The sequence below is a fragment of the Stenotrophomonas rhizophila genome (genome assembly GCF_003651185.1).
GTDB lineage: Bacteria > Pseudomonadota > Gammaproteobacteria > Xanthomonadales > Xanthomonadaceae > Stenotrophomonas > Stenotrophomonas maltophilia_Z.
On the sequence record NZ_RCDC01000004.1, the window covers coordinates 1,318,396 to 1,334,157 of the forward strand.

15 protein-coding genes are annotated in these 15,762 nt (G+C 68.5%); 13 read left to right on the forward strand and 2 right to left on the reverse strand.

Translation table 11 applies throughout. The annotated features are described in order from the left end of the window. Window positions 1-75 precede the first annotated feature (75 nt). The 5 genes from trxA (at window position 76) to BCL79_RS05965 (ending at window position 5,756) form a co-directional block, all read left to right on the forward strand. Complete coding sequence (gene trxA / locus BCL79_RS05945) at window positions 76-939, forward strand: thioredoxin (protein WP_121038603.1); 864 nt, start codon at window positions 76-78, stop codon at window positions 937-939. A gap of 252 nt (window positions 940-1,191) precedes the next feature. Further along, window positions 1,192-2,814: a FecR family protein gene (locus BCL79_RS05950; RefSeq protein ID WP_121038606.1), complete on the forward strand. Its 1,623-nt coding sequence runs from the start codon at window positions 1,192-1,194 to the stop codon at window positions 2,812-2,814. Beyond that, window positions 2,811-4,442 (forward strand): CHASE2 domain-containing protein, encoded by a 1,632-nt coding sequence (locus tag BCL79_RS05955; RefSeq protein WP_121038609.1) that lies wholly within the window; start codon window positions 2,811-2,813, stop codon window positions 4,440-4,442. Before BCL79_RS05950 ends, BCL79_RS05955 begins: the two co-directional genes overlap by 4 nt. A gap of 69 nt (window positions 4,443-4,511) precedes the next feature. Next, a complete protein-coding gene (locus tag BCL79_RS05960; RefSeq protein WP_121038612.1) occupies window positions 4,512-4,976 on the forward strand; it encodes a DUF4442 domain-containing protein in 465 nt (154 codons plus the stop codon). Between the two features lie 51 nt (window positions 4,977-5,027). Next, window positions 5,028-5,756 (forward strand): hypothetical protein, encoded by a 729-nt coding sequence (locus BCL79_RS05965; RefSeq protein WP_121038615.1) that lies wholly within the window; start codon window positions 5,028-5,030, stop codon window positions 5,754-5,756. A 22-nt stretch (window positions 5,757-5,778) separates the two neighbouring features. Here the strand turns inward: BCL79_RS05965 and BCL79_RS05970 are convergent, their stop codons facing one another. Next, entirely contained in the window at window positions 5,779-7,050 is a 1,272-nt protein-coding gene (locus tag BCL79_RS05970; protein ID WP_121038618.1) for a hypothetical protein, read from the reverse strand. A gap of 99 nt (window positions 7,051-7,149) precedes the next feature. On the opposite strand from BCL79_RS05970, the gene BCL79_RS05975 reads away from it, so the two are divergent. The 8 genes from BCL79_RS05975 to rnfB all read left to right on the forward strand — a co-directional run bounded on the left by BCL79_RS05975 (window position 7,150) and on the right by rnfB (window position 15,262). After that, window positions 7,150-7,827: a DUF502 domain-containing protein gene (locus BCL79_RS05975; RefSeq protein ID WP_070425632.1), complete on the forward strand. Its 678-nt coding sequence runs from the start codon at window positions 7,150-7,152 to the stop codon at window positions 7,825-7,827. Between the two features lie 131 nt (window positions 7,828-7,958). Further along, complete coding sequence (locus BCL79_RS05980) at window positions 7,959-9,875, forward strand: DUF885 domain-containing protein (RefSeq protein WP_121038621.1); 1,917 nt, start codon at window positions 7,959-7,961, stop codon at window positions 9,873-9,875. 58 nt (window positions 9,876-9,933) lie between these two features. Next, window positions 9,934-10,974: a serine hydrolase domain-containing protein gene (locus BCL79_RS05985; RefSeq protein ID WP_428999444.1), complete on the forward strand. Its 1,041-nt coding sequence runs from the start codon at window positions 9,934-9,936 to the stop codon at window positions 10,972-10,974. Continuing rightward, window positions 10,971-11,390: an SMU1112c/YaeR family gloxylase I-like metalloprotein gene (gloA2, locus tag BCL79_RS05990; protein WP_121038627.1), complete on the forward strand. Its 420-nt coding sequence runs from the start codon at window positions 10,971-10,973 to the stop codon at window positions 11,388-11,390. Before BCL79_RS05985 ends, gloA2 begins: the two co-directional genes overlap by 4 nt. A gap of 101 nt (window positions 11,391-11,491) precedes the next feature. After that, on the forward strand, window positions 11,492-11,935 hold the full coding sequence (locus BCL79_RS05995) for a DUF2147 domain-containing protein (RefSeq protein ID WP_121038630.1): 444 nt from the start codon (window positions 11,492-11,494) through the stop codon (window positions 11,933-11,935). A 98-nt stretch (window positions 11,936-12,033) separates the two neighbouring features. Beyond that, the gene (gene metG, locus BCL79_RS06000; protein WP_121038634.1) at window positions 12,034-14,112 is read left to right on the forward strand and encodes a methionine--tRNA ligase; all 2,079 of its coding nucleotides are present in this window, start codon (window positions 12,034-12,036) and stop codon (window positions 14,110-14,112) included. 60 nt (window positions 14,113-14,172) lie between these two features. Continuing rightward, window positions 14,173-14,814, forward strand: coding sequence for an HAD family hydrolase (locus BCL79_RS06005; RefSeq protein WP_121038638.1), 642 nt, complete (start codon window positions 14,173-14,175; stop codon window positions 14,812-14,814). A gap of 28 nt (window positions 14,815-14,842) precedes the next feature. Beyond that, entirely contained in the window at window positions 14,843-15,262 is a 420-nt protein-coding gene (rnfB, locus tag BCL79_RS06010; protein ID WP_121038641.1) for an Rnf electron transport complex subunit RnfB, read from the forward strand. A 96-nt stretch (window positions 15,263-15,358) separates the two neighbouring features. Here the strand turns inward: rnfB and BCL79_RS06015 are convergent, their stop codons facing one another. Then, complete coding sequence (locus BCL79_RS06015; protein WP_121038644.1) at window positions 15,359-15,706, reverse strand: RidA family protein; 348 nt, start codon at window positions 15,704-15,706, stop codon at window positions 15,359-15,361. Window positions 15,707-15,762: the final 56 nt, after the last annotated feature.

A 15,762-nucleotide genomic window follows, 5' to 3' on the forward strand; every position in this document is an offset into this window, starting at 1 on the left:
TCCGCCCGGTGGGGTTGCGTCCGGCCGCGGGCGGCACCATACACTTCCTCTCCAGTTTCCCGTTGATTTGAAACCATGAGCGATCTGCCCCACGTCTTTGACGCCACCACCGAGACCTTCGAGACCGAGGTCCTGCAGAAATCCCTGCAGACCCCCGTGCTGGTCGATTTCTGGGCCACCTGGTGCGGCCCCTGCAAGACCCTGGGCCCGATGCTGGAAAAGCTGGCCGGCGACTATCACGGCGCCTTCGAGCTGGCCAAGGTCGATGTCGACAAGGAACAGCAGATCGCCGCGGCCTTCCAGATCCGCTCGGTGCCAACCGTGTTCCTGGTCAAGGGCGGTCAGATCGTGGACGGTTTCCCCGGTGCGGTGCCGGAAGGCCAGCTGCGCGAGTTCCTGACCCAGCACGGCGTGGTCCCGCTTGAAGCGGCCCCGGACGAGGCAGAAACCGTCGAAGCGCCGCCGCTCGACCCGCAGGCCCAGGTCGATGTACTGCGCGCGGCGATTGCCGCCGAGCCGGACAAGGAAGAGCTCAAGCTCGATCTGGCCCTGGCCCTGCTGCAGACCGGCGCCACCGCCGAGGCCACCGCCCTGATCGACGCGCTGCCGGCCAACCTCTCCACCGATGACCGCGCCGTGCGCGCCCGCGCCCGTCTGGAATTCGCCAGCGCCCTGCAGGAAGCCCCTGCTCCGGAGGTGCTGGAGGCGCGCATTGCGGCCAATGGCGACGATCTGCAGGCGCGCCACCTGCGCGGCGTGCAGTTGCTGCTGTCCGGGCAGGATGCTGCCGCGCTGGAGCAATTCCTGGACATGCTGCGCCGCGACCGCAGCTACGACGACGGTCGCCCGCGCAAGCTCCTGATCGATGCCTTCAAAGTGATCGAGGATGAAGACCTGGTCGGCCAGTACCGCCGCCGGATGGCCTCGCTGCTGTTCTGATCGGCCACGGCCAGCGCCTTTCGGGGGCGCTGGCCCAACGAAGCCGCCTATCCAGACCGGCAACTTCGATGTGTGACGTGAATCACGTTCAGAAACCCTGCACGACTCCCGGGCAATAATGCCGCCGCGGCCCACTGGAGGCTGCGATCCATCGGGGAGGATGAGGTCTGGGCCATGGCGGCCTACTTGGCTGCGCCCCGCCTTGCAGGGCCGTGAATGACCGTGAGATTGACCCGATTCCTCCGTTTCCCGATGGCCGCCCGCCTGTTGGTGCTGGCCGCCATGATGCTGTCTGCCGCGCCGGTCCTGGCGCAGGACTGGACCTACCGGGTCCGCCCCGGCGACACGATCTGGGACCTCAGTGCCCGCTACCTGAAGCCGTCCATCGCCTGGGAGCAACTGCAGTCGCACAACGGCATCGCCGATCCCTACCGCCTGCCGCCCGGCAGCCAGCTGCGTTTCCCCGTCGCCTGGCTGCAGGTGCAGCCCGCCCCGGCGCGGGTACTGGCCGTGCGTGGCCCGGTGCAGAGCCAGGCCGACGGCCAGCCCCATCGCGAGGTGATCGAAGGCGACCTGCTGCGGATCGGGCAGGAACTGGTCACCGGCGAGGATGCCAGCGTCACCGTGGTGTTTGCCGATGATTCGCGGCTGCAGCTGCGCGAGCGTTCGCGCCTGCGCTTCGACCAGCTCTCCCGCTACGGCCGCACCGGCATGGTCGATACCCGCCTGCGCCTGGAACAGGGGCGCGCCAGCAACCGGGTGACCCCGGCCAACGGCCCCGCCTCGCGCTACATCATCGATGCGCCGACGGCGACCAGCAGCGTGCGTGGCACCGTCTTCCGGGTCAGCGCCGGCCAGGACGGCCGCGGCGCGGCCACCGAAGTGCTGGAAGGCCGCGTGCAGGTCGGCAACCCCCGCGGCCAGCGCCTGGTCAGCCGCGGCCAGGCCACCCGCAGCCCCTCGCTCGACGCACGCCCGGCCGGCGTGGAGGCGCTGCTGCCCGCACCGGTGCTGTCGAGCGAACCGCAGCGGCTGGCCACCCTGCCCGCGGCGCTGGCCTGGCAGCCGGTAACAGATGCCGCCGGGTACCGGGTGGAGGTCGTCCGCGCCGACCAGCCGGAGGTCCTGCTGTTCGCGCGCGATACCGACGCCACCACGCTCACCCTGCCCGATCTGCCGCCGGGCGAGCTGCGTCTGCTGGTCCGCGCGGTCAGCGCCGAGCAGGTGGAAGGACTGGATGCCGAGCAGGATTTCCAGGTGCGTGACCAGCCGGTCGCGCCGCTGACGGTGCGGCCGCTGCATGGCCAGACCATCAACAGCGCGCGGCCGCGCTTCGAATGGACCCGGGTGGCCGAGGCCGAGCGCACGGTGCTGCAGATCGCCCGCGATCCGCTGTTCCTCCCTCTCCTGCTCGAACAGGACACCCGCGCCACCCACCTGCGTCCCGTCCTGGACCTCCCCCCGGGCGAGTATGTCTGGCGCGTGGCATCGGTGGATCGCAACGGCGACCGCGGGCGTTTCGGGCAGCCGCTGCCACTGACCATCACCGACGAACCGGTCGACCCGGCGCTGCAGCCGCCGGAGGCCGCCAAAGGCCGACTGACGCTGCGCTGGCAGGCCGGCGAACCCGGTCAGCGCTATCGCGTGCAGTTGGACCGTCGTGGCGACTTCCGTGCCCCGCTGCTCGATCAGGAACTGGACCAGCCGGAGGTCTCGATCAAGCGCCCGTGGCACGGCACGCTGCACGTGCGCGTGCAGTACATCGATGAGGACGGTTACGCCGGTCCGTTCTCGCCGGCCCAGCAGATCGCCCTGCCGTGCCGGACCTGTTACGCCACCGGGGGCGGTGCGCTGTTGTTGTTGCTGCTGCTGTGACGCCCCTGCACCTGCCCTGGCCGCAACGCATCGCGCTGGCCGCACTGGTCGGCGCGCTGGCGGTCGCGGCCAGTCACTGGCAGTGGTTCTGGAAACAGGATGAGGTGGTCTACGACGCCTACGTCGGTGGCTGGGAATACACGCCCGACGCGCGCCTGCTGATCGTGGCCATCGACGACAACAGCCTGCAGCAGCTGGGCCAGTGGCCGTGGCCGCGCGGTACCCACGCGCGCCTGCTGGACCGGCTGACCGACGCCCGCGCCGCGCGCGTCGTGCTGGATCTGATGCTGTCCGAACCGGACCGCCAGGACAGTACCCAGGATGCCGAACTGGCGGCGGCGATCCGGCGCAACGGGCATGTGGTGCTGCCGGTGCTGGCCGCGCCCGCCAGTGGCCCGCGCATGGCCGAAGAACTGCTGCCGATTCCGCTGATCGCCGCCAATGCGGCCAGCCTGGGTCACAGCGACATCGAAGTCGACGGCGATGGCGTCGCCCGCGGCCTGTACCTCACGGCCGGTATCGGCTCACCGCACTGGCCGGCCCTTGGCTTGGCGCTGGCGGACACCCACGGCCCGCTGCCCGGGCTGCACGATGATCAGCCGGACCTGGTGTCGCCGTACCAGTGGCGACGCGACCACTACGTTCGCGTGCGCTACGCCGGTCCGCCCGAACGCTTCCCGCAGGTCTCCTACGCCGATGTGCTCAACGGCGAGGTCGATCCGGCGCTGCTGCGCGGCCGCCTGGTGCTGGTCGGCATGACGGCCAGCGGGATCGCGCCGCGCCTGCTGACCCCAACCACCCGCGAGCGCTGGATGAGTGGCAGCGAGTACCAGGCCAACGTCGCTTCGATGCTGCTCGCCGACAAGGTGATCAATCCCCTACCGCCAGCGTGGCAGAGCGCCCTCAGCGGGCTGCTGGTGGCCCTGTGCTGCCTGTTGTTGACCCTGCCGCGGGCGTGGCTGAGCGGCGTGCTCGCCCTGCCGTTGACGTTGCTGGCGAGCTTCGTGCTGCTGCGCGCCGGCAACCTGTGGTTCGCACCGGCCGCCGCCTTGATCGGCATGCTGGCGGTGATCCTGGCCTGGACGCTGTGGCGGGTCAGCGCCTGGCGCCGCCAGGCCAACAGCGATGCACTCACCGGGCTGGGCAACCGGCTGCGCTTCGAGCAGACCCTGCAGGCCGAGCACGATGCCGGCCGCCGCAGCGGACGGCCGCTGAGCCTGGTGCTGATCGACGTGGATCACTTCAAGCGCCACAACGACGATTTCGGTCATCAGGCCGGCGACACCGTGCTGCGCCGGATCGCGCAGGAGATCCGGGCGCACGCGCGCCGGCCCCGCGACATGGCCGCGCGCTTTGGCGGCGACGAGTTCGCGCTGATCCTGCCCGACACCACGCCGGAAGGCGCAGTACAGGTGGTGCAGGATCTGGTCGCACGGGCGCAGGCGCTGGAAATCCCCGCCGGCCACGGCACGACCACGCACATCACGGTAACCGTCGGCGTGTTCACCCGGGTGCCGACGCCCGGCACCGAGCCGCGGCACTTCTTCGAAGGCGCCGATGCCGCGCTGTACCGGGCCAAGGGAGCCGGACGGAATGGGTATGCGGTCGATGACGGCGGGTCGGGCTGACCCCCCAAGGCACCCATACGCAGGCGAATGGTAGACTCCGGCCACCCTCAGCACCGAGATGCGATCCAAATGAAGGCCTCCGTCTTCCGCCTTGGCCTCAACCTGTGGCCGCCGTTCCTGTTCACGGGCATCCACGTGACCACGGTCAGCCCGGACTACCGCCATGTACGCGTCGAACTGCGCATGCGCCCGTGGAACCGCAACTACGTGGGCACCCACTTCGGTGGCAGCCTGTTCGCGATGACCGATCCGTTCTGGATGCTCACCGTGATGCAGAACCTGGGGCGCGATTACTACGTCTGGGACCGCGCGGGGGAGATCGAATTCCTCAAGCCGGGCCGCGGGACGGTGGTTGCCGAGTTCCGGCTGGACGAGGCGCTGCTGGATCAACTGCGTGCGGCCACTGCCAGCGGGGAAAAGTACCTGCACTGGTTCAGCAATGACATTGTCGATGCGAAAGGCGAAGTGATCGCCCGCGTGCGCAAGCAGGTCTACCTGCGCCTCAAGCCCGAGGCGCGCCAGCGCGCGGGATGAGTCATCGCGCGCTTGCTATGCTCGCGCGCCCGCTTCACCCCACGGACGACCATGCGCCTGCCCCTGCTCGCTGCCCTGCTGCTCACTGCCCTGCCCGCGTTCGCGCAGGAACTGCGGATCCCACCGGTCGACTATCCGGTATTGCCCGCCCACGCCACCCGGGCCGAAGGTTTCGTGCCGTCAGGATGGCGCATCGAGCAGCAGCTTCGCGGCGATCTCAACGGCGACAAGCGCGATGATCTCGTTCTGGTGCTGCGCCAGCAGGACCCGCGCAACATCGTCGAACACGATGGCTTCGGCATCAGCCCGCTGGACAGCAATCCACGCATCCTCGCCATCGCCTGGGGCACGCCGGCCGGCTACACGCTCGCTGCGCAGAACCACACATTGATCACCCGCCACGAGGCCCCGAACCTGTCCGATGTGTTCGACGACGGCGACGGCGTATCGATCGTGGGCGGCACGCTGCGCACCACGCTGTTCTTCTTCTCCAACGCCGGCAGCTGGTCGACCGGCTCGGCCAGCTACACCTTCCGCTGGCAGAACGGTGCCTTCGCGTTGATCGGCTATGACCGCAACACGATGATGCGCAACTCCGGGCAGACCGAAAGCCTGAGCATCAATTACTCGACCCGCCGCGTGCGCCATGCCGCGGGCAGCATCGAATCGGACCAGGACAGCGTGCGCTGGGAGACCCTCGCCTCGCCACGCCGCTGGACGCTGGAGACGGTAGGCGATGGCAGCGACTTCGACCCCTTCGGTCCGGCGCAGGATCGGTAAGCACTGCGTCGCCGCACGCCTCTTATCGTGCGGGCGCGCGCATCGGCACCTGCACTGTCGGCCCGGCCTCGTCCATCTCCACACGCCGATCGACCTGCAGCCACTGGCCATCGTCGCTGAGTACCGGTGCGCGCGTGGGCGAACGCAGCGCCTCGGGCAAGCGCTTCAGCGTCTGCGATGATGCCGTGGGCTGCTGCCGCAGCCAGCGCTGCGCGGCGACCAGGCGCAGCATCGCGGCGGCATCCTGCGGGCGGCCGGCATACTGCCGCATGTCCGGCCCGCCGATGTTGGCCACGGCACAGCCCAGCGGATTGGCGATGCAGGCAAAGCGATCCTGCGCGGGCCCGGGAATGGGCGTGGGCGCGTCGCGCGCTGCTCCCCGTTCTGCACTGGCGGCGCACGCCCACGCATAGCGGGGCGCCATGCGCGCCAGAGTGCGCGGCACATCCAGCAACAGGCGATGGCCGTCAGGGTTCCCAGTGGACGGCCGCACGCCCGCCCGGGCCAACGCGAACTCACCGCGCATCGCCGTGCACAGGCTCTGCTCGCCGGCCGTCATCGGCGCCAGTGCCGCCGCGCAGACCGCAGGCAGTGCAGCGTCGGCGGGCAGTTCAACCAGCATGTCCGCCAGCAGCCGCGCGTTGCTCTCCACCATCGCCGCGCCGACCATGCTGGTGATCAGCGTATCGCCCTGCCCCGTCATCGCCCGACCACTGAGGATGTCCGCGCAGGCACCGGCAAGTGCGGTGCCACTGTCGCCCCGTACATGCGCCAGCGCGTGGGCTGACAGCGGATCAAGCAGCGGCTGAAAGACGGGCAGCGGCGCCATCGGGTCCGTGCCGAATGGCTCGAACGGGGAGACGAAGTGACCGTAGCCGGCCAGCGCGGCCACGCGCTGGTGAAGCGCATCGTGGCCGGCATGCGTGGCGGCGAACCCCTCGGGGTCTGCACGCACCGCTGCAAGACAGCCGACACCCCGGCGGCCACAACGCGCCAGCGCCGACAGCGGGACCGCGGGGAACCGCCCTTCCGCGCTGGACGCTAGCGGCCGCTGGCCAGGCGTGCCGTTGCGCCAGCGCTCGACATCCTGTGCGATCAGGGTCTCGCGCCCGCGGGCATCCAAGCCGTCGTAGCGCAGGGTCCACAACGCGGTGAAGCCGTTCTCACCAGGCCTGGGCAGCGGCGCCTGCAGCAGCCGCATCGCCTCACGCTGCTCGGCCGGCAGCGGCCAGAAGCGCGAGGCCGCCCAGAGCCCCGCCACGGCCAGCACCAGGCTCAGGATCGAGATGCCCACCCATTTCAGTCCATTCCTCACCACAGCATTCTCCCCAGACCCCGCGTCCTGCGGGGATGGGCAGCGTAAACCGGGCATCGCCGCCGCTACAATGCGCAGATGTCGCCCGAAGCCCCCCAACTCGTTCCGCGTCCCTCCCTGCAGCGCCTGTTCCTGACCGGCCTGCTGACCCTGCTGCCGATCTGGCTGACCTGGGTGGTGGTCAAATTCGTGTTCGTGCTGCTTTCGGGCATTTCCAGCCCGCTGGTGGTGCCGCTCTCCGAGCAGATCGCCGCCTCGTTCCCGCATTACCTGGGCTGGATCAAGGTCGAGTGGATGCAGGACATCATCGCCCTGGCCGCCACGCTGCTGGTGATTCTCTCGGTGGGCGTACTCAGCCGCCGCGTGATCGGCCAGCGCCTGCTGCGCTGGTTCGGTGCGGTGATCAAGCGCATCCCGTTGGCCAGCATCATCTACGACAGCGCCAAGAAACTGCTGGACATGCTGCAGACCGAACCGGGCAGCACGCAGCGTGTGGTGCTGATCGACTTCCCGCATCGCGACATGAAGTCGGTCGGCCTGGTGACGCGGGTGATGAAGGAAGAAGGCAGCGGCCGCGAGCTGGCCGCCGTATACGTACCCACCACCCCCAATCCGACCTCGGGCTATCTGGAAATCGTGCCGGTTGAGCTGCTCACGCCCACCGACTGGACCGTGGACCAGGCGATGAGCTTCATCATCTCCGGCGGCGCGGTCGCCCCGGAAACCATGCCGTTCACCCGCGCCGGCGATCGTTGAGCATCGCGGCAGCAGCACGCTGCCGCAGCTGACTGGCCGCCGTACATGACAAACCTGACCGGGGGCCGATGCTGGCCGTACGCAGGCGAATCGGGCAAGCTCCCGTGTCTGTGCGTTTACGGAAACAGCCGATGCCCCACCCCGCCCGCGCCCTGGCGCTTGCCATTGCCGTACTGATGGCCTTCAGCGCTGCCGCTCCGGCCGAAGCTGCCAAGAAGAAGGCCACCCGGCCCGCAGCGGCCCAGTCCCGGCCCGCTGCCAAGCCCAAGGCCAAGCCGCGTGCACGCCCAGCCGCCGCCCCTGCCCGCCAGCCGCTGGTGCGCCAGCAGACCAAGGCCGCGCAGCTGGACCGGATCTACGATGAGTACTGGGATGCCTCGATGCGGCTCAATCCGCTGCAGGCCACCTTCCAGGGCGACAGCCGCCACAACGATCAGCTGCCCAACATTCTTTCCGCCGCCTACAGGCAGCAGTCGCATGACTTCACCGTGGAGTGGCTGGGCAAGGTCGAGAAGATCGGGCCGGACGGCCTGACCGGCCAGGACCTGCTCAGCTACGAAATCTTCGTGCGCGACGCGCGCATGTCGCTGGCCGCCGAGCAGTTCCCCGGCTGGATGCTGCCGGTGAGCCAGTACTACAACCTCGGCAGCATCATGGCCATTCTCGGCTCCGGCTCCGGTGCGCAGCCGTTCAACACGGTGCAGGATTACGATGGCTGGTCGCGCCGCTCGCTGGGCATTCCGGCCCTGTTCGAGCAGGCCATCGCCAACATGCGCCAAGGCATGGCCGCCGGTGTGGTGCAACCGCGTGACCTGATGGAAAAAGTACTGCCGCAGCTGGATGCGGTGATCAAGCCGACCGCGGAAGAGAGCATCTTCTGGGGGCCGGTGCGCAATCTGCCCGACGATTTCCCGGCGGCCGACAAGGCGCGCATCACGGCCGAATACAAGCGCATGATCGAGTTCCGCATCATGCCGTCCTATCGCGCCCTGCGCGGCTTCATCGCCACCGAGTACCTGCCGGCCGCGCGCAGCACCGATGGCCTGGCCGGCCTGCCCGGCGGCAAGGCCTGGTATGCGCAGACCATCGTGCAGAGCACCGCCTCCACGCTGACGCCCGAACAGATCCATGCCCTGGCCGAACAACGCGTGGCCACACTGCAGGCGCAGATCGCCACGATCATGAAAGACAACAAGATCCGTGGCTCGCAGCAGAAACTGCTGCGCACCATGCGCACCGACCGCGATTTCCAGTACGCCAACGCCGATGCGCTGCTCAACCGCTACAAGCAGCTGCAGAGCCAGGTCAACGCGCGCCTGCCGACGCTGCTCGGCACGCTGCCCAAGGCCCCGATGGAGATCCGCGCGGTCGAGCCCGAACGCGCGGCCACCGCCGGGGCGGTGAGCTACCAGCAACCATTGCCGGACGGGATGCGCCCGGGCGTGCTGTACATCAACACCGGCGATCTGCCGAGCCGCCGCCGCTGGTCCGCACCGATGCAGTTCCTGCATGAGGGCATTCCCGGCCATCACGTGCAGCTGGGCCTGCAACAGGAGCTGGACAAGCTGCCACGCTTCCGTCGTCTGGGCGGCGATATCGCCTTCGTGGAGGGCTGGGGCCTGTATGCCGAATCGCTGGGTGAGCAACTGGGCGTCTATCAGGATCCCTACGAGCGGATCGGCTATCTGCAGGCCGCGCTGACCCGTGCCGCGCGCATGTCCGCCGATACCGGCGTGCACGCGCAGGGCTGGAGCAAGCGCCAGGCCGTGGACTATCTGGTCAAGACCGCGGACATGAGCGCCAGCGATGCCACCGCGGAAGTGGAGCGCTTCATGGCCCTGCCCGGGCAGACCCTGGCCAATGGCCTGGGCGAGCTGAAGATGATGGAGCTGCGCGACAAGGCCAAGGCCTCGCTGGGGGCACGTTTCGACGCGCGTCGCTTCCATGAGGAAGTGCTGCGCGACGGCTCGATGCCGCTGGATATTCTGGACGCCAAGATCGCCCGCTGGATTGCCAGCCAGAGTGGCGCGGCCACGCCCGTGCCCTGAACCCTGAAGGAAACCGAGCATGCACATCGTCGGGCATCTGCGTGTGTGGATCAGCGCGATGTGCATCGCCGGCAGCGGCACCGTCATCGCAGCGCCGGTGCTGACGCCACCGGATCCGGGCATCGATGCGCTGATGCAGCGCTACGATGGTCAGGTCCCCGGCGCGGCGGTACTGGTGCTGCACGACGGCCAGCCGGTGTTCCGGCGCGGCTACGGGCTGGCGGTGCTGGAAGATCGCACCGCGGTGACCGCGCAGACCAATTTCCGCCTGGCCTCGGTCAGCAAGCAGTTCACCGCCGCGGCGATCCTGCTGCTGGCCGAGGATGGTGCGCTGGGCCTGGATGACCCACTCCAGCGCTGGCTGCCCTCGTTGCCGGCGGCCGCCGATGCCATCACCCTGCGCCAGCTGCTCAGCCACACCAGCGGCCTGATCGATTACGAAGACCTGATGGCCACCGACGCGTCCGCGCAGGTGCGTGACCCGGATGTGCTGCACCTGCTGGAAGGCCAGGATCGGACGTACTTTGCACCGGGCACAGCCTACCGTTACAGCAACAGCGGCTACGCGCTGCTGGCGCTGGTGGTCGGCAAGGCCTCCGGCACCGATTTCGCCAGCTTCCTGCGCCAGCGGATTTTCCTGCCGCTGGGCATGCGCGACAGCGTGGCGCATCAGGACGGCGTGGACGATATCGCGCGCCGCGCCTATGGATACAGCGAGCGCGACGGGCGCTGGCAGCGCACCGATCAAAGCCCGACCAGCGCAGTGCTCGGCGATGGTGGCGTGTATTCTTCGCTGGATGACCTGGCGCGCTGGGATGCGGCGCTGTATGACCAGCGCCTGTTGAAGGCGACATCGTTGAAGCAGATGTTCTCCCCTGCCACCCCCACCGCCGAGACGGACGTGCCGTTCTACGGTTTCGGCTGGCGGCTCAACGGTGGCGCGCAGTGGCACAGCGGCGAGAGCATCGGCTTCCGCAACGTGATCCTGCGCTATCCGGCGCAGCGCCTCACCGTGATCGTCCTCAGCAACCGCAATGCCCCCGAACCCTATCCGCTGGCGCTGCAGATCGCCCGGCGCTGGCTGGATACTCTGCAATGAACGCTTCTGACACTTCCCCACTGATCGGCATCCACCACGTGGCCCTGATCTGCGCCGATTACGCCCGCTCCAGAGACTTCTACACCCGGGTGCTCGGCCTGCAGGTGATCGCCGAAAACCACCGCGCGGCGCGCGACTCCTGGAAGCTCGATCTGGCCCTGCCCGATGGCAGCCAGCTGGAGCTGTTCTCGTTCCCGGGCGCGCCCACACGGCCCAGCCGCCCCGAGGCGCAGGGCCTGCGCCACCTGGCCTTCCGCGTGCACACGCTGGAGCCCATGATCGCCCGCCTGACCGCGGCCGGGGTGGCCTGCGAACCGATCCGGGTGGACGAGTACACCGGCCGCCGCTTCACCTTCTTCGCCGACCCGGACGACCTGCCGCTGGAGCTGTACGAGATCCCGGCCGACGCGGGCTGAAGCGTGCACCCGGCACGTTCCGTACCGGAGCGAATGGGTATACAGTCGGCCCTGTACCGGCCACCTGCGCCGGCGTTCACGGACATCCCTGGGAGGGGAACATGCGCAAGACCTTCAAGACCCTGTTGCTGGCGCTGCCGCTGATGATGGCCGCGATGTCGGCCAGCGCCGCCGACGGCGCCGTCGGCCGCTGGAAGACCATCGACGACAAGACCGGCAAGGTGAAGTCGATCGTGGAGATCACCCAGGCCACCAACGGCACCCTGACCGGCAAGGTCGTGGACATCCTGCACTCGGACAAGGGCCCGAATCCGGTCTGCGACGGCTGCGAAGGCGCCAACAAGAACAAGCCGGTCAAGGGCATGACCATCCTGTGGAACCTCAAGGCCGACGGCACCAACGCCTGGTCCGGCGGCACCATCCTGGATCCGGGCAACGGCAAGACCTACAAGTCCAAGATGAAGCTGCAGACCGGCGGCGCCAAGCTGGACGTGTCCGGCTGCGTGGCCTTCATCTGCCGCGCCCAGACCTGGGTGCGCGAGTAAGCCCGGCGCTGCTGTTGAGCCCCCGTAACCCGGCTTCGGCCGGGTTACTGCGTTTTGGCGTGCGATAATCCCCGGTTCCCCTGGCAACAGCGCTCATCATGACCCGCACCGCTCTCGTCACCACCGCCCTGCCCTACGCCAACGGCCCGCTGCACCTGGGCCACCTGGTCGGCTACATCCAGGCTGACATCTGGGTGCGCGCGCGTCGAATGAGCGGCGGCAAGACCTGGTTCGTCTGCGCCGATGACACCCACGGCACCCCGATCATGCTCGCGGCCGAAAAGGCCGGCGTGACCCCGGAGGCCTTCATCGCCAACATCCAGGCCAGCCATGAGCGCGATTTCGCCGCGTTCGGCGTGGCGTTCGATCATTACGACTCGACCAACTCGGCGGCCAACAAGGCACTGACCGAAGCCTTCTACCTCAAGCTCGAGGCCGAAGGCCACATCGCGCGCCGCTCCGTGGCCCAGTTCTACGACCCGGCCAAGGGCATGTTCCTGCCCGACCGCTACATCAAGGGCATCTGCCCGAACTGTGGCACGCCGGATCAGTACGGTGACAACTGCGAGGTCTGCGGCGCCACCTACAGCCCGACCGACCTGAAGGACCCCAAATCGGTGATCTCCGGCGCCACGCCGGAAATCCGCGATTCGGAGCATTTCTTCTTCGAGGTCGGCCGCTTCGAAGGTTTCCTGCGCGAGTGGCTGGCCGGCGACGTCGCCCTGCCGGGCGTGAAGGCCAAGCTGGGTGAGTGGCTCAATGCCGAAGGTGGCCTGCGCGCGTGGGACATCTCGCGCGATGCGCCGTACTTCGGCTTCCAGATTCCCGGCCACCCGGGCAAGTACTTCTACGTGTGGCTGGATGCGCCGATCGGCTATCTCTCCAGCTTCCAGGCGCTGTGCGCGAAGACCGGCGAAGATTTCGACGCCCACCTGCGCGCGGGCACCAGCACCGAGCTGCACCACTTCATCGGCAAGGACATCGTGAACTTCCACGGCCTGTTCTGGCCGGCGGTGCTGCACGGCACCGGCCACCGCGCGCCGACCCGCCTGCACGTCAACGGCTACCTGACCGTGGATGGCGCCAAGATGTCCAAGTCGCGCGGCACCTTCGTGATGGCCCGCACCTTCCTGGATGCCGGGCTGGAACCGGAAGCGTTGCGCTATTACTTCGCGGCCAAGTCCTCCGGCGGCGTGGACGATCTCGACCTGAACCTGGGTGACTTCATCGCGCGCGTCAACGCGGATCTGGTCGGCAAGTTCGTCAACCTGGCCAGCCGCTGCGCCGGCTTCATCAGCAAGCGCTTCGAGGGCCGCCTGGCCGCCGCGCTGCCCGATGCCGCCCAGTACGACCGTTTCGTCGCCGCGCTGGCGCCGATCCGCGAGGCGTACGAGCGCAACGATCCGGCCAGCGCACTGCGCCAGACCATGGCGCTGGCCGACGAAGCCAACCGCTATATCGACGATGAAAAGCCGTGGGTGATCGCCAAGCAGGACGGCGCCGACGCGCAGCTGCAATCGGTCTGCACCCAGGGCCTGAACCTGTTCCGCGTGCTGGTCACCGCGCTCAAACCGGTGCTGCCGGCCACCGCCGCGCAGGCCGAGGCCTTCCTGGCCGCGCCCGTGCAGGCCTGGACCGACATCGCCACCCCGCTGACCGCGCATACCATCGCGGTATACGCGCCCCTGTTCACCCGTATCGACCCGAAAAAAATCGACGCCATGACCGACGCTTCCAAGGACACCCTGCAGGCCGCCACCCCGGCCCCCGCCGCCCCGGCCAAACCGGCCAAGCCCGCTGCCGCACCGGCACCGGTTGCTGCGGCCGATGGCGAGGCCGCACCGGCCTACATCGGCATCGACGACTTCGCCAAGCTGGATCTGCGCATCGGCAAGGTGCTGGTCTGCGAGTTCGTGGAAGGGTCGGACAAGCTGCTGCGCTTCGAACTCGACGCCGGTGAGCTGGGCAAGCGCCAGATCTTCTCCGGCATCCGCGCCAGCTACGGCGAGCCGGAGCAGCTGGTCGGCCGCAGCGTGGTCTTCATCGCCAACCTGGCCCCACGCAAGATGCGCTTCGGCCTGAGCGAAGGCATGATCCTGTCGGCCGGTTTCGACGGCGGCGCGCTGGCCCTGCTGGACGCCGACAGCGCCGCGTTGCCGGGCATGCCGGTCCGCTGATCGCTGCGGCAGGGCGGCCACCGGGTCGCCCTGCCACGCTCTTCTGCCTGGAGGTGTGGGTTGGAACTGGCGCTGTTCGATTTCGACCACACGGTCACCACCTGCGATACCTACGGGCGGTTCCTGCGCCGCGTGGCCACGCCCGAGCAGCTGGCACAGGCCTGGTGGAAAGTCGGCCCGTGGTTGCTGGCCTATCGCCTGAAGCTGATCTCGGCGCAACGCCTGCGCGCCCGTGTCACCCGCCTGACCTTTACCGACCGCCATCTGGAGGACATCACCGCACAGGCCGCCGGCTACGCGCGCGATGTACTGCCCGGCGTAATGCGGCCGGAGATGCTCGAGCAGATCCACTGGCACCTCAAGCAACACCACACCGTGGTGATCGTGTCCGGCTCGCTGGACCTCTACCTGCGCCCTTGGTGCGAGGCGATGGGGTTGCAACTGATATGCAACCGGCTGGACAGCCACGACGGACGCCTCACCGGGCGCTACGCCGAGGGCGACTGCGGCCCGCGCAAGGTCGACCACATCCGCCGGCGGTTCGACCTCTCGCGCTACCTGCGCATCCACGCGTACGGCGACAGCCGCGAAGACCGTCCGATGCTGGCACTCGCCCACGAGCGCTGGTATCGCGGCAAGCCCATGAAGCCGCGTCGGGATCCACCGGCGGGCACACCAACTGCCCGGGACAGCCGGGCCTGATGCCCCACCGCGCAGCCACCGCCACGCCATGAGCCTCCCCATCGACACCCTCACCGAACGCCTCGACCGGCTGTTGCCGCAGACCCAATGCGGGCAATGCGGTTATGACGGCTGCCGTCCGTATGCCGAGGCGATGGCACGCGGCGAGGCGGGCACCGATCACTGCCCGCCGGGCGGTGATGCCGGTGCGCGTGCCTTGGCGAATGTCCTGGGCGTGGCGGCGGTGCCGTTCGACCGCACGCGCGGTGCACATAAGGCACCGCAGGTCGCGGTGGTGATCGAAGCCGACTGCATCGGCTGCACCAAGTGCATCCAGGCCTGCCCGGTGGATGCCATCGTCGGCGGCGCCAAGTACATGCACACCGTCATCGCCGATCTGTGTACGGGCTGCGAGTTGTGCATCCCGCCGTGCCCAGTGGACTGCATCGACCTGGTCAGCGCGCCCTGATCCTTGCGTCGGCCGCTATGCGCCTTGCGGCGGCGGCAGGGTCTGGGCGCACGGCGATGCGTCGATCACCATGGCGCCCAGCGGTGCGCGGTGCGCTTACGGCAATGCCGCCGTCACCACGATCTCCACTTTCCAGCTCGCATCCGCCAGCTTGGCTTCCACCGTCGCGCGGGCCGGGGTCATGCCGGCCACCACCCACTCATCCCACGCGGCATTCATGCCGGCGAAATCATTGATATCGGCCAGGAAGATTTCCGCGCGCAGGATGTGCTGCTTGTCACTGGCCACCAGCGCCAGCAGCTTGTCGATCTCTTCCAGCACCTGGCGGGTCTGGCCGGTGATGTCCTGGCTGGTGTCTTCGGGGATCTGCCCGGACAGATAGGCGACCTTGTTGTGCACGGTCATTTCGGACATGCGCGGGCCAACGTCGAAACGTTCCAACATGGCGATTACTCCTCTGGATGGAACCGCATTGTCACCGATGCGGCGCGCGCCTGCCG